17 protein-coding genes are annotated in these 20,028 nt (G+C 62.0%); 8 read left to right on the top strand and 9 right to left on the bottom strand.

Going from position 1 to position 20,028, the window contains the following annotated elements:
- The first annotated feature begins 252 nt into the window (after positions 1–252).
- Both NKH63_RS08470 and NKH63_RS08465 read left to right on the top strand, forming a co-directional pair.
- Entirely contained in the window at positions 253–1,320 is a 1,068-nt protein-coding gene (locus NKH63_RS08470; RefSeq protein WP_023717412.1) for an aldo/keto reductase, read from the top strand.
- 48 nt (positions 1,321–1,368) lie between these two features.
- Positions 1,369–2,634, top strand: coding sequence for a cysteine desulfurase-like protein (locus NKH63_RS08465; RefSeq protein WP_352481159.1), 1,266 nt, complete (start codon positions 1,369–1,371; stop codon positions 2,632–2,634).
- An 18-nt stretch (positions 2,635–2,652) separates the two neighbouring features.
- On the opposite strand, the gene NKH63_RS08460 is transcribed toward NKH63_RS08465, so the two are convergent.
- From NKH63_RS08460 to NKH63_RS08440, 5 genes are all read right to left on the bottom strand, one after another.
- On the bottom strand, positions 2,653–3,684 hold the full coding sequence (locus NKH63_RS08460; protein ID WP_023717413.1) for a histone deacetylase family protein: 1,032 nt from the start codon (positions 3,682–3,684) through the stop codon (positions 2,653–2,655).
- Positions 3,681–4,190 (bottom strand): GNAT family N-acetyltransferase, encoded by a 510-nt coding sequence (locus NKH63_RS08455; protein WP_352481158.1) that lies wholly within the window; start codon positions 4,188–4,190, stop codon positions 3,681–3,683. The genes NKH63_RS08460 and NKH63_RS08455 overlap by 4 nt, the downstream gene beginning before the upstream one ends.
- A 193-nt stretch (positions 4,191–4,383) precedes the next feature.
- Positions 4,384–5,313 carry a 3,5-dioxohexanoate:acetyl-CoA acetone transferase gene (kce, locus tag NKH63_RS08450; RefSeq protein WP_023717415.1) on the bottom strand — a complete coding sequence of 310 codons (930 nt, stop codon included), beginning with the start codon at positions 5,311–5,313 and terminating at the stop codon, positions 4,384–4,386.
- A 10-nt stretch (positions 5,314–5,323) separates the two neighbouring features.
- The gene (locus NKH63_RS08445; protein ID WP_352481157.1) at positions 5,324–6,691 is read right to left on the bottom strand and encodes an aminotransferase family protein; all 1,368 of its coding nucleotides are present in this window, start codon (positions 6,689–6,691) and stop codon (positions 5,324–5,326) included.
- A gap of 1 nt (position 6,692) precedes the next feature.
- Positions 6,693–8,333, bottom strand: coding sequence for a N,N-dimethylformamidase beta subunit family domain-containing protein (locus NKH63_RS08440; protein ID WP_352917823.1), 1,641 nt, complete (start codon positions 8,331–8,333; stop codon positions 6,693–6,695).
- A gap of 156 nt (positions 8,334–8,489) precedes the next feature.
- On the opposite strand from NKH63_RS08440, the gene NKH63_RS08435 reads away from it, so the two are divergent.
- From NKH63_RS08435 to NKH63_RS08415, 5 genes are all read left to right on the top strand, one after another.
- Entirely contained in the window at positions 8,490–8,738 is a 249-nt protein-coding gene (locus NKH63_RS08435) for a ParB N-terminal domain-containing protein (RefSeq protein WP_352481155.1), read from the top strand.
- Between the two features lie 123 nt (positions 8,739–8,861).
- A complete protein-coding gene (locus NKH63_RS08430) occupies positions 8,862–9,347 on the top strand; it encodes an SRPBCC family protein (protein ID WP_352917822.1) in 486 nt (161 codons plus the stop codon).
- 24 nt (positions 9,348–9,371) lie between these two features.
- Positions 9,372–10,328 (top strand): alpha/beta fold hydrolase, encoded by a 957-nt coding sequence (locus tag NKH63_RS08425; protein WP_023717420.1) that lies wholly within the window; start codon positions 9,372–9,374, stop codon positions 10,326–10,328.
- A gap of 195 nt (positions 10,329–10,523) precedes the next feature.
- Positions 10,524–10,922, top strand: a complete 399-nt coding sequence (locus tag NKH63_RS08420) for a GFA family protein (RefSeq protein WP_023717421.1) — start codon at positions 10,524–10,526, stop codon at positions 10,920–10,922.
- A 118-nt stretch (positions 10,923–11,040) separates the two neighbouring features.
- A complete protein-coding gene (locus NKH63_RS08415; protein ID WP_023717422.1) occupies positions 11,041–11,253 on the top strand; it encodes a hypothetical protein in 213 nt (70 codons plus the stop codon).
- Positions 11,254–11,266: 13 nt separating this feature from the next.
- Here NKH63_RS08415 and NKH63_RS08410 read toward each other — a convergent pair whose 3' ends face one another.
- A complete protein-coding gene (locus tag NKH63_RS08410; RefSeq protein WP_352641139.1) occupies positions 11,267–12,181 on the bottom strand; it encodes a hypothetical protein in 915 nt (304 codons plus the stop codon).
- A gap of 251 nt (positions 12,182–12,432) precedes the next feature.
- Between NKH63_RS08410 and NKH63_RS08405 the strand changes: the two genes are divergently transcribed.
- Positions 12,433–13,452 (top strand): glycoside hydrolase family 25 protein, encoded by a 1,020-nt coding sequence (locus tag NKH63_RS08405; protein ID WP_352641141.1) that lies wholly within the window; start codon positions 12,433–12,435, stop codon positions 13,450–13,452.
- A gap of 285 nt (positions 13,453–13,737) precedes the next feature.
- On the opposite strand, the gene NKH63_RS08400 is transcribed toward NKH63_RS08405, so the two are convergent.
- The 3 genes from NKH63_RS08400 to NKH63_RS08390 are packed head-to-tail and all read right to left on the bottom strand — an operon-like array spanning position 13,738 to position 19,468.
- On the bottom strand, positions 13,738–13,944 hold the full coding sequence (locus NKH63_RS08400) for a type II toxin-antitoxin system HicB family antitoxin (protein WP_352917821.1): 207 nt from the start codon (positions 13,942–13,944) through the stop codon (positions 13,738–13,740).
- Between the two features lie 12 nt (positions 13,945–13,956).
- A complete protein-coding gene (locus tag NKH63_RS08395) occupies positions 13,957–15,693 on the bottom strand; it encodes an AIPR family protein (RefSeq protein WP_352917820.1) in 1,737 nt (578 codons plus the stop codon).
- 10 nt (positions 15,694–15,703) lie between these two features.
- Entirely contained in the window at positions 15,704–19,468 is a 3,765-nt protein-coding gene (locus NKH63_RS08390) for a vitamin B12-dependent ribonucleotide reductase (RefSeq protein ID WP_352917819.1), read from the bottom strand.
- Positions 19,469–20,028: the final 560 nt, after the last annotated feature.

Genomic DNA, 20,028 nt, shown 5'->3' with positions numbered 1-20,028 from the left:
CTTCTGCGGCACTTCGACCGTATGCGTCAGTGCCGGCATTTGGCCGGTTTTTCCTCGCCATTCCTGGCGAACTTCCGGACTGCATGCACATGCAGTCCGGCTTTTTATTGGCCGTGGGGATAAACCCCGTTCGCCGGCATCCTGGGAAAGTCGCCTGGCCTGCCGGCGGCGGGCTTGGAAGCGGCCGGCGCTTTCCTGTATGCTATGCTTCCTCCTCGCGCAGCCGCGCAAAATTCCCGCCGGAGAACCTCCATGCACAAACGCCGCCTCGGCCAGACCGATCTTTTCGTGTCGCAGATCTGCCTCGGCTCGATGACCTGGGGCCAGCAGAACACCGAGGCGGACGGTCACGCTCAGATGGATTTGGCGTTTGCGCGCGGCGTCAATTTCATCGACACCGCCGAACTCTATCCGATCCCGCCCAAGGCCGAGACGCAGGGCCGCACCGAGACAATCATCGGCAACTGGATGAAGGAGAAGCGCAATCGCGGCCAGGTGATCATCGCCTCGAAAGTGGTTGGCCGCACCGCCAACACCTGGTTTCGCGGCGACCGCCCGTCGAAGCTGGTGCGCGCCGACATCTTCGACGCTATTGATAAGTCACTCGCCAGGCTCAACACCGATTACATCGATCTCTACCAGATCCATTGGCCGGAACGCGACGTACCGTGGGGCGCCAATCCGAACCGCATCGGCGCCGTGCCGCGACGCTCCGATGCCGCCGGCGTGCCGGAGGGCGAGACGCCGATCGCCGAGACGCTTGGTGTGTTCGACGAGCTGGTGAAGGCCGGCAAGATCCGCCACTTCGGCCTGTCGAACGAGAATTCCTGGGGCGTCATGCGTTTCATTGCCGAAGCCGACAAGGGCCTCGGCCCGCGCGTCGTCTCGTTGCAGAACGCCTATAATTTCGTCAACCGCACCTTCGAGGTGAACCTTGCCGAAGTCTGCGAGCGCGAGCAGGTGTCGCTGCTTGCCTATTCGCCGCTGGCGCAAGGCTATTTGACCGGCAAATACGATCATGGCGCGCGGCCGCAGGGTTCGCGCTCGCAATTGTTCAACCGCGGCCAGCGCTACGAGACGCCGAATGCCGCCGAAGTGCAGCTCGAATACAACCGGTTGGCGCGCACCTTCGGCATGGAGCCGGCGTTGTTTGCCAATGCCTATGTCTCGAACCGGCCCTTGGTCACTTCGAACATCATAGGCGCCACTACCATTTCGCAACTTGAAATGGCGTTGTCTTCCGCCAACGTGGTCTGGACCGAGGACATGCAGAAAGCCGTCGACGCGATCCACCAGCGCGTCGGCAATCCGTGCCCTTGATGCGTCGAGCCGTGATCGTCCGATAGTCATAAGGGGAGGGGAACAGCCATGGACTTTCGGATCGACGCGGTGCGCGCAAAATTTCCGGCTTTGTCGCTGAGCGACAATGGCCGCAGGCGCATCTATCTCGACAATCCTGCCGGCACGCAGGTGCCGCAGGCGGTGGCGGACGCGGTGTCACGCTGCCTGCTGACCACCAATGCCAATCTCGGCGGCTTCTTCGAGACCACCATCGCGGCACAAGACATCGTCGACGAGGCCCATCTGGCGATGGCGGATTTCCTTGGCGCGGCAAGTCCGCGGGAAATCATCATCGGCGCCAACATGACGACGTTGACCTACCACATGTCGCGAACGCTTGGCCGTACGATGAAACCCGGCGACGAGATCATCCTCACCCGCATGGACCATGAGGGCAACATCTCACCCTGGCTGCAACTGGCTGAAGACCTTGGCCTTGTCGTGCGCTGGCTGCCTTTCGACCAGCAGAGCTGGCAGATCGAGGAGGCGGCGCTCGCCGCGCTGCTTTCCGAGAGGACGCGGCTCGTCGCGCTCAACTACGCCAGCAATCTCACCGGGTCGATCAACCGGGTGAAGGCGTTGACCCGCACTGCCAGGCAGGCCGGTGCGTTGGTCTACGTCGATGCCGTGCAGTTCGCCCCGCATGGCCTGATCGACGTCCAAAATCTCGGCTGTGATTTCCTGATCTGCTCGGCCTACAAGTTCTTCGGCCCACATATGGGAATTTTGTGGGGCAGGCTGGACGTCGTCGATGCGCTGAAGCCGTACAAATGCCGTTGCTCGTCCAATGCCTTGCCGGAGCGCTTCGAGCTCGGCACGCCGCAAATTGAATTGATGGCCGGCCTGTCGGCGGCGGTCGATTATCTTGCCGAGCTGGGCGCGGCGGCCGGCGATCAAGCATCGCGCCGCCAGAAAATAACCAAGGCCTTCGAATTGTCGATCGCTTACGAGAACCCGCTGGCGCAACGGCTGATCGACGGTCTGTCGGATATTGCCGGCCTGACCATCCACGGCATCACCGATCCGAAGCGGATCAATGAGCGCGTGCCGACGGTGTCCTTCACCGTCCAAGGCATCGTGCCGGAGGCGATCGTGCGGCAGATGAATGCGGAAAACATCTTCCTATGGTCCGGCCACAACTACGCCTGGGAGATTGTGCACCAGCTCGGCATTCCGGCCGACCAGGGCGTCGTGCGCATAGGCATCGCTCATTACAACACTTCAGCCGAGATCGACGAGACGCTGGAGAGTGTGCACCGCGTTGTCGCCATGCTGAGGCAGGAACGATCCTGAGCGCGCCTCGCGGGCCGATCATCGCTTGTGGGCGCCGCCAAAACCGGTGAGGAAGGCGGTGAGATTGTCGCCGAGCTCGTCGCAGAGATAGCCGCCTTCCTGGACGATGACTGTCGATAGGCCGAGACCGGCGATGGCCTCGCCAATGCGCGAGAAACCGGGCGTGCTCACCGACAGCCCACCGAACGGATCGCCCTCGAAGGCGTCGAGGCCGAGCGCCACCACCAGCGCTTCTGGCGCAAAGGCGCGGATACGCTGGAAAGCCACGTCCAGTGCTTCGAGGAATGCGGCGTCGCCGGATTTGCGCGGCAGCGGCAGGTTGAGATTGTAGCCGAGGCCGGCGCCTTCGCCGCGCTCGTCGGCATGGCCCCAGAAAAACGGATAGAAGCGCACCGGGTCGGCATGCAGCGACACGGTGAGCACGTCCGGCCGGGCATAGAAGATGCCCTGCGTGCCATTGCCGTGATGCAGGTCGACGTCGAGGATCGCCACCCGCGCCGCTTGCTTGCGCAGAACCCGTGCGGCGACCGCCGAATTGTTGATGAAGCAGAAGCCGCCGGCGACCTCGGCAAAGGCGTGATGGCCGGGCGGACGGCAGAGCGCATAGGCTGAAGGCACGCCCGACATCACCGCCTCGGCTGCTTCAACCGCGCTCCAGGCGCTCCACAGTGCGCTCTGCCACGTCTCGCCGGAGATCGGGCAGGCGGTGTCGGCCATGTGGTAGCCGGCCTGGCCGACTGCCGAGGCAGGATAGGAGCCGTGCCGCGCGATCGGATGGATGTTGGGAATGACCTCGGCAGAGGCACCCTCGATGCGCTGCCAGCGCGCGAAGATATGCTGGAGGAAATCGAGATATTCGGGCGTATGCACCGCCGCAATCGGGCCGAGCCCGTGATCCCGCGGCCGTTCGATCGTGCAGCCGGCAGCCTTTGCGCCGGCTAGCAATCGCTCGACCCGTTCCGGCTTTTCCGGATTGGGCTGCGGCGCGCCGCTTGAGAGGAACGCCTTCGGGTCGTGGCGCTTCTGTTCTTCGGCATAGAAGGCTTTCATGTTGGCTCCTCCGGTGCATCGGCGAAGGCGAAAAAGGCGTCGCCGACGATCTTCTGCACCTGCTCGTAGCTCGACCAGGCAATGCCCAACCGTTCGTAAAAAGCCTTGGCGGTCTCGTTGTCGGTATCGACGGACAGCCTGAGATAGACGCCGCCTGCCTTCCGGCACTGCGCCGCCACCCGGCGCAGCAGGCGCTCGCCGATCCTGCGGCCGCGAAACCGGTCCTCGACGTAGAGGTCCTGCACATAGACGCCGGGTCGTCCCATCCATGTCGAGAAGATCGGAAAATACAGGCAAAGCCCGGCAAATTCGCCGCCGACTTCGGCGATCAAGGTCGAGAAGGCAGGCTTTTCGCCAAAGCCATAGGTGCGGAGATCCGCAGCTGTCGAGGTGATCTCCTGATGTGCGCCGACATGCGCGCCGAGCCGTAGGAGTGCGGCGTGGATGGTTTCGACGTCCTCCACCCGGCCGGGGCGGATAAGCACGTTTGTGGATGGCGTACTCACGGCAGGCAGGGCGCCCAGGCACCCCCCTCTGTCCTGCCGGACATCTCCCCCTCAAGGGGGGAGATTGGATGTCGCGCCGGGTTTCGCGATTCACCAACGTTGCAGGATGGGCAGCGAGATCGAAGCTGCCGATCTCTCCCCTTGAGGGGGAGATGGCCGGCAGGCCAGAGGGGGGTGTGCCGGAGCGCAACCATCAGAACGCCACACGGTCGCCGCCCTTGAGCGCCAGCATCTGCCGCGCCTCGGCCGGCGTCGCGACGTCCAGCGACAGCCCGTCGAGCACGCTGCGGATACGGCGGACCTGGTCGGCATTGGACTTGGCCAGTTGGCGCCCGTCGTAGAGGCTGTCCTCCAGCCCGACGCGGACATTGCCGCCCATCGCCGCCGCAATCGAGATCATCGGCATCTGATGGCGTCCGGCGGCCAGCACCGAAAACTGGTAGCTGTCGCCGAACAGTTTGTCGGCGATGCGCTTCATGTGGATCAGGTTTTCGGGATCGGCGCCGATGCCACCGAGGATGCCGAACACGAACTGGATGAACAGCGGTCCCGACACCAGCCCGCGGTCGCGGAAATGCGCCAGCGAGTAGAGGTGGCCGACATCGTAGCACTCGAATTCAAAGCGCGTGCCGCAACCACGCCCAAGCTTCTCAAGCACCGTCTCCATGTCGGCAAAGGTGTTCTTGAAGATCGTGTCGCGGGTCGCCTCGAGCAGCTTCGGCTCCCATTCGTGCTGCCACTCCCGCGGCCGCTCGAGCATGGGGAACAGCGCGAAATTCATCGAGCCCATGTTGAGCGAGCACATTTCCGGCTCCGCCCTGAGCGGGGCGGCCAACCGCTGGTCGAGCGTCATCAGCGAGGAGCCACCGGTGGTGATGTTGATCACTGCGTCGGTCGCCTGCTTGATGCGCGGCAGGAACTGCATGAACACCTCGGGGTCGGCGGTCGGCCTTCCATCCTTGGGGTCGCGGGCGTGAAGATGCAGGATCGAGGCACCGGCTTCGGCGGCGGCGATCGCGTCGGCGGCGATCTGGTCCGGCGTCACCGGCAGATGCGGCGACATCGATGGTGTGTGCACCGACCCGGTGACGGCGCAGGTGATAATGATTTTTCGCGGCGCCATGGTTCGCCCCTCAGCCTTCGACCGGCAGGTCGAGTTCACCGGCCAGCACTTCGAGCGAGTCGCCGATGATGGCTACGATCTCGCCGATCTGCGCGGCGGTGACGATCATCGGCGGCGCGACCATGAAATTGTCGCCGTCGACGCCGCCCTTGACCTTGCGTCCGTAGATGATCAGTCCGCGCTCATAGGCGAGGTCGAGCAGCCGCTGGGTGGCCTTCTTTGCCGGCTCGATCGGCCTCAGCGTATCTGGGTCGGCGACCATTTCGGCACCTGTGAGCAGGCCCTTGCCGCGGACGTCGGCGATGAACGGAAACCGCTTCGCCAATCCCTTCAGCTCGTCCATCAAAAGCTTGCCCATATCGGCCGCATTGGCGATCAGGCCGAGACGGTCCATCTCGCCGAGCACGGCGAGCCCGGCGGCGCAGGCGAGCGGGTTGCCGGCATAGGTATGGCCATGCTGAAAGCCGCCCGATGCGAGCAATGGCTGCACCAGCCGCATCGGTGCCGCCAGCGCGCCGAGCGGCGCGTAGCCCGAGCCCAGCCCCTTCGACAGCGCAACGACGTCGGGCTTGCAGTTCCAGTGGTCGCCGCCGAGGAATTTTCCGGTGCGACCGGCGCCGCTCATCACCTCGTCATGGATGAGCAGGATGCCGTAGCGATCGCAGATCTCGCGGATGCGCGGATAGTAGCTGTCCGGCGCCACCAGTGCTGCCGTGGCAGCGCCGCCGACCGGCTCCATGATGAAGGCGAGCACGCTGTCCGGCCCCTCGGCGAGAATCTTCTCCTCCAGCATGTCGGCATAGCGGATGCCGCGCTGTTCCATCGAAAGATTGTCGCGGTCGCGCCAGGCGATGGGCGCCGGCACGGTCGGCATCACTTGCATCATCGGCGCAAATGTTTCGGCCAGCGTATCGTCGCCGGTGACGGCGAGCGCACCCAGCGTGCCGCCATGATAGGACGGAAAACGCGTGATCACCTTCCAGCGGCTGGGCTGGCCGGTGGCGACCGCCCATTGCCGCGCCAGCTTGACGCAGGATTCCGTTGCCTCCGAGCCGCCGGAGACGAAAAAGATGCGGTCCAGGCCCTCGGGGAGTTTGGCCGCCAGTTGCCGCGCGAGCTCCTCGGCCGGTTCGTTCTCGAAATGCAGGCGGTAGGCGAAGGTGGCGCGGTCCATCTGCCGTTTCATCGCGTCGAGCACGTTGCGGTTGGAGTGGCCGATATTGGCGACCATCGGCCCGCTCGATCCGTCGATGAAGCGGCGGCCATCCTGCGTCCACATGTAGATGCCTTCGGCGCGGTCGATCAGCGGCCGACGCAGGCTGGACAGATAAAACAGATGCGAGGCTTCGCGGGCTTCCGGGACAGGGGGCTTCAGCATGTCATGGCTTTCCAAGATAGCGGTCGAGGACATTTCTGGTGACGCGCTCGACCATCGCGTCCTGCCTTAGCAGGCCGGCGACCCATTCGCAGCTTCCTGCGTGAAACACCTCGCCCTTGCCGCGCGGGAAATTGACGATCATGCCGTTGCCGCGTTTGACCTTGTCGAGATTGGCGTCGCTTGCCTCGCCGAACAGCGTTTCGGCGGTGAAGCGACCGTCCTCGTCGCCGAGGAACTGGTCCTCGAACGGAATGTCGGCGCTTTCCTCGACCTGGGCAGCCATGCCGACCGCGAGCACCTGCAGGCCGTCCGGTGCGCCGCTGTCGGGCGTGGGGTAGGGCAGGCCGCCGCGGATCTCGAAATCGAGCCCGTCGACCTCGTAGCCATAGACATGGCTGTCGGCGCCGAGCAGGTCGCCATAGTAGATGCCGGTGCCGGCAAACGCCCAATGCTCAGGCCGGTAGACCGGAAAGCCGCGTACGCCGCGCGGCGCGCAGCCGCCCCAGCCCGCATAGACGCCTCTTGTCGCATTGAGGCCGAAGGTCGCCGCACCCGGCCGGCCGATTTCCGGCGCTTCCCAGGAATTGGTGGCGCGCCTTATATCGCCGCCGCGATAGGCCGGGTCCTCTGCGCGAGCGCGGTATTTGTAGCAGACCTGCCGGCGGCCTTCGTCCTCCAGCCTGGTCTGCCACATGAAATTGCCGGCGAAGCGCGCCGCTTGGCCGCCGCGCTCGACATAGGTGTCGACCGCATCGCGCATCTCCCAGGTCCAGTATTCGTCGTGGCCGACGAAGACGACGCAGTCGTAGCCGTCGAGAATGTCGGGCGAAAAATGCAGATCGTGCTGGCTGGCAAGATCGACGGCGTAGCCGGCACGCTCGGCGAAGCGGAAGAAATGGCTGTCATAGCTTGCCCAGCCGGACGAGGCGTATTTCTTCGAATGGCCGGTGGCAAACGCCCATTCCATATGCGGATAGCGCGGCACGGTTTTCGGCGGCACGGCGACTTCGAGCGGCACGCGCGGCGCGTCCCTGGGCAGCACGACGAAGCCGCGGCACCAAGGCCGCTGCGTCGACACTATTCGTGCATACTGGTCGCGGCCTGGCCCGGTGATGCCTTCGTAATGGTTGGAACCGCCCCATGTGTTGTAGGCGAGCCAGGTGCCGGTGGCCGCGACCTGCAGCACGCGACCAAGCTTCTTGCCGGGCTGCGGCGCGACGATGAAAAGATGGTGGTAGCGGATCGGCTTGCCGTCGCGAGCGTCGGCTTCAAGCGTGACGCGATAGGCGCCGGACGGCCAGTCGTCGCCGATGCAAAATTCGAACGATGCTTCCCAGCCGCAGCCCTCGACCGAACACTGATCAGGCGTATCCTGCCAGCGCGCCGCGATCCCGGTCCTTTCGAATATCGTCGTTTCCGTACCGCCGTCGCGGACGATCGCGATGCCGAAACTGGCGGCCGTCGAGCTGACATGCAGCGCCACCATCTCGCCGGGGCGGTAGGAAAAACGGTCGCTGTAGCACCAGATTTCGCCGCGCCCGCGATCCATACCCGGCCATTCCCAGTAATGGCTGCGCACCGCCTGGCGTCGCTGCTCCGGCGTCAGTCCGAAATCGGGAAACTCGGTCGGCAGATGGTTCATGGACACCGCTAAGGTCGAAGGCCGCCATTTCGGCCATCCGCCGGCCAAGCGTCAATTGGAAACGATCGGGCCAGCCATCGCCGGGCTGCTCCCTTGGCCTTGCCGGACAAACAGACTATCTCACAAACCGCGGCCTTGTCCGCCACGGGAGCCGATATGCTGAGAGTGCAAAAGGTTAGGGTCAACGACATTTACGTGCCGACCGCGCGCAAGAAGACGCTGCATCCCGAGACCGTCCGCCATCTGGCCGAGGACATTCTGGAAAACGGCATGAAGACGCCGATCCAGGTGCGCCATGACGGCAAGCGCCACATCCTCGTCGAAGGCCTGCACCGGTTGGAAGCGGCCAAGTGGCTGGGCGAGACCGAGATCGACGCCTACCTCGTCCAAGCCAAGCGCCACTGAAGCCACTCGGTTCCGTCGTTCGAATCTCCGGTTCCGCGGATTTTTTCTCGTGGACCGTGTCGGCTTGCGTCTTGTCGGTTCGTCCTAGACACGAAAGCCAAACCCGACATGTGAGGAAACACCATGACCACCAAGCTCGACATCGCCCCCAACTCCGACCGCGAGCTGGTTCTCGCCCGCATCATCGATGCACCGCGCGAGAACGTCTATCGCTGCTGGACCGAGCCGAAGCTGTTGACGCAATGGTTTGCGCCGAAGCCGTGGACGACGCCGCGCGCTGAGACGGACGTTCGCGCCGGCGGCACCAGCCTGGTCGTCATGGCCGGTCCCGACGGCAACGAGTTTGCGAACCCCGGCGTCTTCCTCGAAGTCGTGCCGGGCAGGAAGCTCGTCTTCACCGATGCCTATACCAAGGCGTGGGAGCCTTCCGCCAAACCGTTCATGACCGGCATTGTGACACTCGAGGACGAGGGCACGGGCAAGACCCGCTACGTCGCCCGGGTTGCGCATTGGTCGGTCGCCGACCGCGAACAGCACGAGAAAATGGGTTTTCACGAGGGCTGGGGCCAGTGCGCCGAACAGCTCGAGGAAGTCGCAAAGCGACTTTGATGCAAACGGGAGAGGGAGACTGACATGTCCAGATCGATATTTTTCGCCATTTTCGCTTCGGCCGCCGCGCTGTTTGCGGCGCCGGGCACCATCAACGCTGAGGAGGCCAAGCCCGCCATGACGACCGCAACCGCAACATTGCCGAAGCCGGAAAAATCCGGCCTGCTGCCGATCAACGGTTTGAACTATTATTACGCCGTCTATGGTAAGGGCGAGCCGCTGCTTCTGCTGCATGGCGGGCTCGGCACGACGGATATGTTCGCGCCGATCCTGCCGAAGCTTACCGAAAACCGCACCGTCATCGGCGTCGACCTGCAGGGCCATGGCCGCACCGCACTCGGCGACCGGCCGCTCAGCCTGGAGGCGATGGGCGACGACATGGCGGCGATCGTCAAGGCGCTCGGCTACGACAAGGTCGACGTCATGGGTTATTCGCTGGGTGGCGGCGTCGCCTTCCGCATGGCCGTGCAGCATCCCGAGGCGGTGCGCCGGCTGGTGCTGGTCTCGACCCCCTACGCCGCGGACGGCTTCTATGCCGAGATGCGTGGCCAGCAGGCACAGGTCGGCGCGGCGATGGCTGACATGATGAAGGACACGCCGATGTACAAATCCTACGTCGCCGTTGCGCCGCATCCGGAGGATTTTCCGAAACTCCTCGATCAACTTGGCGCCTATATGCGCAAGGACTACGATTATTCCGCCGACGTGCCGAAGCTGAAAATGCCGGTGATGCTGGTGTTCGGCGACAGCGACATGTACCGGCCCGAGCACGAGATCAAATTCTACCAGATGCTCGGCGGCGGATTGAAGGACGCCGGCTGGATGCGCGAGAACCTGTCGCAGAACCGCCTGGCGATCGTGCCGAACCGCACCCACTACGATGTGTTCTTCGCGCCGGAGCTCACAGCTGCCGCGCTGCCGTTCCTCAATGGCGAGACCAAGGTCAAGACCTGGGACGAAGTCGTCAACGAAACGAACTGACACGCAGTCAATTGTCTGCCGGCCGTCTCCCGCGAGACGGCCGGCATTTCGTCAATGAGGCCTTGGCGCGGCGCATCGGCCAGTCGTGTATCGGTCGCATCACAGCTATAGATGGCGCCATCAAAGCTTTTCAATTGACGCTACCGCGCCTATCGATAGGTATGCCGCCTATCCTCACAGGCAGGGAAACGGGCGATGGCTGGGTATCAGGGCGGGTGTTTGTGCGGCGCGGTGCGCTACCGCGCCGAGGCAGCACCGATCAATGAGCGCGTCTGCCATTGCCGGTTGTGCCAGAAGGCGCTGGGTGCCGCCTTCAACGCGCGCATGCTGTTCCGTATCGACGATGTGACGGTCGACGGACCGCTGGCGATGGTGAATTCCTCGCCCGATCTCAAGCGCGGCTTTTGCCCGCGCTGCGGCACGACGATGTTTTCCCGGCGCGATTCCGCCGGCATCATCGGCGTCACCACCGGCTCGCTCGATGACCCCTCAGTGTTCAGGCCCGAGATGCATATCTGGACCGCCTCGAAGCAGCCCTGGGTGCAGATCGACGACGGCCTGCCGCAATATGAAGGCGCGCCACCTCCGGTTTGAGGTGAAATCTGGACAAAATTTAATCCAAAGCGACACGAGATAGCCGGCAAAGCGTCATTGGCGGGCCATCATTGCTGCCTATCTATTGCGTGCGGGCGGCAGTCGAGGAGGCGACGGAATGAACGACAGCATCAACACCCTGGACGAACTCTTGAGCGATCCGATGATCAAGCTGGTGATGGAGCGCGACCGCGTGCAACCGGCAGAACTTCGCACGCTGCTCGAAGAAAAGGTCCGCCGGGCGGACGATGATGTGGCGGTCAACGATCGTTTTGTACCGCCGGCCCACCTGATGGCCACGACCTGCCACAAGCTGTGGCTGTGCGGCTAGGGTCTTGAAGCGGTTAGCCGGAATTTGCCGGCAAATAGCTGTAATGGCTGCGGAAATAAGCGAGTTTGAAGCCGAGACGTGCATAGTTGCGATAGGCCGGCCCGTCGCGTTCGGCTTGCGGCGCCTCGATATCGGCCACGAACAGTTTTGCACCGGCCGCAAGTCCGTCGCGCACCATCGCTTCGCCGAGCATTGCATCGAGATCGAAGCTCGGCGCCATGATGCCGGGCACCGGCGCGTCGATGCCGCTCCAGGCCATGCCGTCGGCGCCGATGAACATCGAGCGCACCGCCGCCACCGCGCCGTCCCGCCGCAGCATGTAATGGCGCCAGCCGCGCCGGCCGGCCAGCGCCAGTAACCACGGTGAGGTCGGCAACCGGTATTGGCTGTCGATGAACCCAGCCCATTCCCTTGCCGTTGCCGGCGTCACCCGCTCGACCGAGACATCCTCCGTCGGGAAAAGCGGCTCCGCTGGCAACGGCGTGGCGTCGCGAAAGATGCGTTCCCAGCCTCCCTGACGCTGCAGGCCGCGCGCCTCGAGCCAGCAGCTGAGCGTCGCGGGCTCGGTGTGTGGGTTGGTGTAGAACCAGGGCCGCAGAATGCCGGCGTCGCGATAATGCCTCAGAAGCGTATCGAGCCGGCTCTCGGTGGCCGCGCTATCGACACCAAGGTTCTTGACGCAGTTGAAATGGATGAACGGGATCGTCGTGCAGGTGGTCCAGACGAGATCGCCCTCTTCGGCGATGGCTAGGCCTTGCCTTGCGGCAAAGTCTGCCGGGGCGGCGCGATAGAGATCGAGCCAGGCATCGACCTCAGCGCGTTCGATGACGCGGCTGAGATCGCCGGATATCTCGTCGATCCCGATGGCGGGCGAGCGTGGCTCCGGCGTGACTAAGGGCTGCAATTCTGACAGGGCGGCGGGCTGCATAACTTCCTCCCAAGTAGTGCCTTACACCGTAAGATTAGTAGAGACTAATCTCATGCCATGAGTTGTCAAGCGGAGGCAGCGACATGGCCAAACGTTGGAGGGATAGCGCGCCTCCGTCCCGCCGACGTCTCGACGAGAGCCCTAACAATTCGATTCAAACTTTGTTGGTAGTTTCTTGTTAGGAATCCAGCTTGGTTTGTCCGGCGGCGTTGTCCTGCCTTCGGTCTGTTGTGTTTTGCGTACAGGTCCAGATGCGGTTATCAGGCGTCGTCATCTTCTCGATCGCAGCGCTGTGCCTTGCCGGCTGCACGTCGACCTCCAGCGTCGATGCGCTGCAAGTGCCGTCCAGCGAGACCACCAGCTCGGTTGTGCGGCCACCCGCGCCGATCGCCTCGGCAGCGATAGCTGACGCCGCGCCCGCCTTCGCGCAACAGGAGCAGGACGAGCAGCCGGTTGCTTTGGCGGCGCCCGACCAAAGCATCGAACCGCCGGCCGAACCAATTGCCCTGGTATCGCCGCCGAAGCGGCCGACACGCGCAGCACCAGCGATGCTTGCCGAGCCGGTCACGCGCTACGGTTTTCGCGATGCCAAGCCGATCAATTTCGGCAAGGCATCATCGCCCAGACGCCTCGCCGTCCACGGCGTCGACGTTTCGCGCTGGCAGGGCAATGTGAACTGGGGAAAGCTGCGCGCCCAGGGCGCCAATTTCGCCTACATCAAGGCCACCGACGGCGGCGACCATCTCGACCCGATGTTCACCAGGAACTGGCGCAATGCCGACGCCGCCGGCCTCAAGCGCGGCGCGTACCACTTCTTCTATTGGTGCCGCACCGCCGGCGAGCAGGCCGACTGGTTCATCCGCAACGTGCCGAGGGTCGAGGGCGCGCTGCCGCCGGTGATCGACGTCGAGTGGAACGGCGAATCCAGCTGCAAGCGCCGCCCGTCGCGGCAAAAGGTGCTGGAGAAGATGCAGGTGTTCATGGACAAGCTCGAGCGCTACTACGGCCAGCGCCCGATCATCTACACCGCCCCCGACTTCTACCGCGACAACCTGCGCGGCGCCTTCCCCGATTATCCATTCTGGCTGCGCGCCGTGGCGGCGCACCCGTCAAAAGTCTATCCCGGCCGCAAATGGCTGTTCTGGCAGTATTCCGGCTCCGGCCTGTCGCACGGCGTGAGAGGCCGCATCGACCTCAACGTCTTCCACGGCGACGAGAGGGCGTGGCGCGACTGGACTGGCGGACGGCAGATGGTGGCGGAGGCGGAGTAGCACCGTCTGTCGGGTGCTTGGCTTCCACCGTCGGTATCCCGCCGCGGTCACGGCATGGATCCTAGGGTCTCCGCAACGTCGCTTCGCTCCTGCTCCGCCCTAGGATGACGAAGGAAGGGACGTTCCCCGCTAGTTACCGGCCTTGGCGATTGGCCTTCGGCCTCCGTGTCTTCGTCATCCTAGGGCGGAGTGAACGCGAAGCGGAGCGCAGACCCTAGAATCCATGCCGTGCCATCAAAGCGAAACGCGCGGTGATAGCTACCAGCCCTAGTTCGGCTGGCGGCTCTACGCCTCTACATATTCCGCCAGGCTGACACCTTTGGGCACGTCCAGTCCATCGGCACGCAGGCCTTTGATATGAAAGCGTATTGCGTCGCGGATTTCGGCTTCCACTTCAGGCACAGTTGCAGCGGTGGCGATGCAGCCGGGCAGATCCGGCACATAGGCGGAAAAATTGTTACCGGCTTTTTCAATCACCACCGCGTATCGCATGTCATCGCTCTTCTAAGTTGGCCTGCTTGAGGATGCCGCTCGCACCTCAGAGAGTCCATCCATGTCAAATAGCTCAATCTGAACCGGATTAGCCTCATCCGGCTTGGAATTATTGTCGATAATCTTCAGGATTTCTTCCCGAGATCTAGCCAAACGAAAAAGTCGATAGTTTGCGACTTTCTGATTTCGCTCGACAAAAGTCCTCAAGATGCTGCTTGCCTTCTCGATCAAGCCAATAGCTATCGTCGTTTCTGACAACGGGATGGAAGCCCGGCGCATGAGTTCGCCAACGACGAATAGCAGATGAAAATGGCCTTCGATCAACCACGACTCTTCAAAAGAATTCCGGGTAATCGATGCCTGCCAAGCTAGGATCTCCTTTCTGCGGCGCTCGATCGCAGAATAACATTCGTGGGCCGCGATAATTATTTCGGGTGTTACGGCGTGGGGGTTGAATGCCTCCTCATATAGATCGCCAAATATATCGTTCGAGTTAGTTTTGCTCTTTGTCGGCTCGCCGCAGAGATACGCTAGGACAAGTTGGCCTGCTCTCGCTGCATCGATAGTCTTCATTCCTGGACGAGGTGCGTTCTCTCCACGCTTCCTGACATAGAAATAGTTGTGAGGCCGAAGACACTCGACCAGTTGGCGCTGTAGGTTGTCGTTTGCTCTTAGGTCGCGATTCAAAATGCGGCTCTGGGTGTTGCTTGCAAGGGCAACTCGCTCAATGAATGTACTATCGTTTGTTTCAATGATTTTCACATGAACATAGCCGTTGTTGAGGTCGGCCATGGTTCCGGTCGAAACTGCATGAATGACAGTCGCGGTTTGGCAGCCATTCACGATCTGAGGGTTCACCATCGTTATAGGATGTCTGCCATTGGCTACAGAAACTATCTGATCGCAAACGATTGTGAGACCGGAGTTCAAGAACCAAAAATCGCTTGCCTGTCCCGAAAGTAACGTCTCCCGGATTTCCCTATTAACCTCATTGTCCAAGCCAAGAAAATATCGAACATTTTGCCAGATTAATCGTTCGTCAAATGCCTGATTTTCTGCGCTGAGAAACTGAGTCAGTTCCTTCAGCGAGACCTTTAGCATAACAGCACGCTTGTTGGCTTCTTTTACGCTAAATGCCGCATCATCTGACGGAACGAGCTTCTTTTTGAACCGAGGCTTAGTGGCCTTTACAACGCCGTGAGATAGCTCAAACAATCCATACTCGAACAGCGCAATTTCGTGCCGGCTCAGAGCTTCAAATAATCGGTTGTGAGCATCTTTTTGAAGCGTGGCCTGATTTGAAAAGAGATGAATCGAGATTCGATAACTCTCTTGCGCGAAAATATCCCATATCTCCCTCACTTTTGCAGCTAGAGGGCCGTTACATGTTTTTAGCATTTCCTCGCGATTAAGGACGAGATCTGCGACAAAAGAGATTATTTTATCGATTTCGTCGCCAGGGAAATTCTTCCGAGAATTCTTATAAGAGACAACCGTCTTGCACGATCCAATATTTATTACCCGATTGTCATGGTCGATATACACAATATCGACGCCGCGGTCATCGAAGCCGTCTACAATGTACTCCTCGACTTCTGGCTGAGGTAAGCCAAAGACGGTTTCCAGAGCAAGTCTAGAGAATGCATTACTGCGCGAGACGCTAGCGCTCTCACGTTCCCGTATGCCGCTCTCAACGACGCCGAAATCTAGGATTGTCGGCGTCGTTGCATTTATGACTTTTGGGCTCAATCAAATCCCCTCAGCTACACCCGCTCGTCGCCCCGCAAGTATCGCACTTCTCGCAAGTCCCGTTCCGCACCATCGTGAAATTATGGCACTCCGAGCATTCGTTGCCGGTGTAGCCCTGCATCAATGATTGCTGGCGCCGGTTGGCGGCGAGCGCTTTGGCTTCGGCTGCTTCTTTTGCGGCCTCGTCGGTGAACAGCTCCGTGGGGTCGGACGCTTCCGCGTAGACGATGTCCTCGACCAGTTCCCTGGCGCGTTCCTCATAGTCGCGCTTGTAGGCGATGGCTTCGTCGCTGGCCGGCTTCAACGTCAGCACGTTGGAGCCGGAGAAGGCGGTCGGGGCGGTACGGGACGGAGTTCCGGAGCCCGCGCCGGCAAAGCCCTTGGGCTCCGCTCCCATGCCCGACACCAGCTTGACCGGCGAGGCACCGCGGGTCAGGCCCTTGGAGAAGGGCGTCGCCTTGCCTTCGTTGATGCCGCGCCCGAGTGCGGTCTTGTCGAAATCCGACTGGTCGACATGGGCGAGATCGTGGCGGCCGAGATAGGATACGGCAAGTTCGCGGAACACATAGTCGAGGATCGACGTGGCGTTCTTGATGGCGTCGTTGCCCTGCACCATGCCGGCCGGCTCAAACTTGGTGAAGGTGAAGGCCTCGACATATTCGTCGAGCGGCACGCCATATTGCAGGCCGAGCGAGATGGCGATGGCGAAGTTGTTCATCATCGCCCGGAAGGCGGCACCTTCCTTGTGCATGTCGATGAAGATCTCGCCGATACGGCCGTCGTCGAACTCGCCGGTCCTGAGATAGACCTTGTGGCCGCCGACGACCGCCTTCTGGGTATAGCCCTTGCGGCGGTTCGGCAGTTTCTCGCGGTCGCGGTAGAGACGCTCGACGACGCGCTCGACGATCTTCTCGGTCACCTGAACGGCGCGCTGCGCGGCCGGTGCCGCGATCAGCTGCTCGACGGCTTCGTCCTCGTCCTCCTCGCCATCGGCCAGCAGCGAGGCATTGAGCGGCTGCGAGAGCTTCGAGCCGTCGCGATAGAGCGCGTTGGCCTTCAGCGCCAGCTTCCACGACAGCATGTAGGCGCCTTTGGCGTCTTCCACCGTCGCGTCGTTCGGCATGTTGATGGTCTTGGAAATGGCGCCGGAGATGAAGGGCTGCGCCGCCGCCATCATCATGATGTGGCTGTTGATCGACAGCGAACGCTTGCCGATCTTGCCGCACGGGCTGGCGCAGTCGAACACCGGCAGGTGTTCGGCCTTCAGGAACGGCGCGCCTTCCAGCGTCATCGCCCCGCAGACATGGATGTTGGCGGCCTCGATGTCCTTCTTCGAAAAGCCAAGCGCCGGCAGCATCTCGAACGAGAAATCGTTGAGCTGCTCATCGGTGAAGCCAAAATTCTCCTTCACCCATTCGGCGCCCAGCGTCCACTGGTTGAAGACGAACTTGATGTCGAAGGCCGACTTCAGCGCGGCATTGAGTGCTGCGATCTTGTCGTCGGTAAAGCCTTTTGCCTTGAGCGAGCCGGGGTTGATGCCCGGCGCCTGGTTGAGATTGCCGTGGCCGACGGCATAGGCCTCGATCTCGGCGATCTGGCTCTCGGAATAGCCGAGCGTGCGCAGCGCTTCGGGCACCGCACGGTTGATGATCTTGAAATAGCCGCCGCCGGCGAGCTTCTTGAATTTCACCAGCGCGAAGTCGGGCTCGATGCCGGTGGTATCGCAATCCATCACCAGGCCGATCGTGCCGGTCGGGGCGATCACCGTTGCCTGCGCATTGCGGTAGCCATGCTCCTCGCCGAGCTCGATGGCGCGGTCCCAGGCAGCCTTGGCATGGTCGGCAAGGTCCTGCTGCTTGAGATCCGAGGCGACCAGCGGCACCGGGTTGACGGCAAGCTTCTCGTAGCCGTCCCTTTCGCCATAGGCAGCGCGGCGGTGGTTGCGCATGACGCGCAGCATGTTCTGCGCATTGCGGTCGTAGTCGGGGAAGGCGCCGAGCTCGGCGGCCATTTCGGCCGAGGTGGCATAGGCGGTGCCGGTCATGATCGCGGTGAGAGCGGCGCAGATGGCGCGACCCTCGTCGGAATCATAGGGAATGCCCGAGGTCATCAGCAGGCCGCCGATATTGGCGTAGCCGAGGCCGAGCGTGCGGTACTCGTAGGAAAGCTTGGCGATCTCCTTCGACGGGAACTGCGCCATCATGACCGAGATTTCCAGGACCATGGTCCACAGCCGCACCGTGTGCTCGTAGGCAGCGATGTCGATAGTGCCGTCGGCGTTGCGATAGGGCAGTAGGTTGATCGACGCCAGATTGCAGGCGGTGTCGTCGAGGAACATGTATTCCGAGCACGGATTGGACGCCCGGATCGCCCCGGCCGAGGCGCAGGTGTGCCAGTCGTTCATCGTCGTGTTGAAATGCAGGCCGGGATCGGCCGACGCCCAGGCGGCATAGCCGATCTTTTCCCAGAGATCGCGCGCCTTCAGCGTCTTCAGCACCTTGCCGTCCTTGCGGGCGGTGAGATGCCAGTCGCCATCCTGCTCGACGGCGCGCAGGAAATCGTCCTTCAGCGACACCGAATTGTTGGAGTTCTGGCCGGAAACGGTGAGATAGGCATCCGAATCCCAGTCGGTGTCGTAGGTCTTGAACGACATCGAGGTGTAGCCCTGCTTGGCGAACTGGATGACGCGGTAGATATAGTTCTCCGGCACCGCGTCCTTCTTGGCCAGCTTGATCTCGCGCTTCAGCGCGGTGTTGACCGCCGGGTCGAAGCAATCGTCGCCATTGCCTTCGCAGTTGATGCAGGCCTTCATGATCGCTTCGAGATGCTTCTTGACGATCTTCGAGCCGGTGACCAGCGAGGCGACCTTCTGCTCCTCATTGACCTTCCAGTCGATGAATTCCTCGATATCGGGATGATCGGCGTCGACGATGACCATTTTCGCGGCGCGACGCGTCGTGCCGCCCGACTTGATGGCGCCGGCGGCGCGGTCGCCGATCTTGAGGAAGCTCATCAGGCCCGACGAGCGGCCGCCGCCCGACAGCTTTTCGCCTTCGCCGCGCAGGAACGAGAAGTTGGAGCCGGTGCCGGAGCCGTATTTGAACAGGCGCGCCTCACGCACCCACAAATCCATGATGCCGCCCTCGTTGACGAGGTCGTCCTGCACGCCCTGGATGAAGCAGGCATGCGGCTGCGGATGCTCGTAGGAAGACTTCGACTTGGTCAGCTTGCCGGTGAACGGGTCGACATAGAAATGGCCCTGGCTCGGGCCGTCGATGCCATAGGCCCAGTGCAGGCCGGTGTTGAACCATTGCGGCGAATTCGGTGCGACGCGCTGGGTGGCCAGCATATAGGCGAGCTCGTCGCGGAAGGCGCGTGCGTCTTCCTCCGACTTGAAGTAGCCGCCCTTCCAGCCCCAATAGGTCCAGGTACCGGCAAGCCGGTCGAAGACCTGGCGAGCGTCGGTCTCGGAACCGTAGCGCTCGGCTTCCGGCAGCTTGGCCAGTTCAGCCTCGTCGGCGACGGAGCGCCACAGGAAGGAGGGGACTTGCGTCTCCTCGACCTTCTTCAGCCGTGCGGGGACGCCCGCCTTGCGGAAATATTTCTGCGCCAGGATATCGGCGGCAACCTGGGAGAACTGCGCCGGCACGTCGATGTTGTCCAAGCGGAACACCACCGAGCCATCCGGATTCTTGATCTCGGAAAGCGCCTTGCGGAATTCGATCTCCGCGTAAGCTGATTGCCCTGGCTTGGTGAAACGACGCTCGATGCGCATTGGTCCGGTCCCTTTTGTCTACATATAGCGCTTTTCCCAGAGGATTTCTGCCCTCTTGACGAAACGCGCATGGCCGCCGTCTGCCGGCGTTCGAAAACCCCGACTCTCATCTTCACAGTCTCCGCCGCCCTGCCGGTCGAACCTCCTGCGAGGCCGCTGTCCAACGCGCTCACGGACCCTGTGGGTCCCTCAAAACTGAAAACTTTTTGTAACACCCTCGGTCGAGGGAAATTCACATTATCTAGCGTCGAACCTACCTGCAAACACTAAATATAGTGTTAACAGACAATTTATTCAAGTCCGACAATCCTCCCCTTTCGCCCCCCAAGGCTTCAAAATCCCACGCCTTCGCCGGCCTCGTAAACAGGCGGGAATGCGGATCAAAACGCACATATTCCGGGAAAAAGACCGGCCTCGAAACTTTTCCGGTCGCACTCTCAACAGGAGCGCATGGCCTATAAAAGGCGACTCGTTTTGCGCCGTCAAGGATTCGTTTGCGTAGCTTTTATGACCCCAACATCTTGTGTGTCACATATGTGGATAACGGGGACAGAAGCGCG

This window comes from Mesorhizobium sp. M0960 (genome assembly GCF_040319055.1).
In the GTDB taxonomy this organism is placed as follows: domain Bacteria; phylum Pseudomonadota; class Alphaproteobacteria; order Rhizobiales; family Rhizobiaceae; genus Mesorhizobium.
The sequence above is the reverse complement of the archived record's forward strand: the minus strand, read 5'-3'. Positions and strand labels throughout refer to the sequence as shown.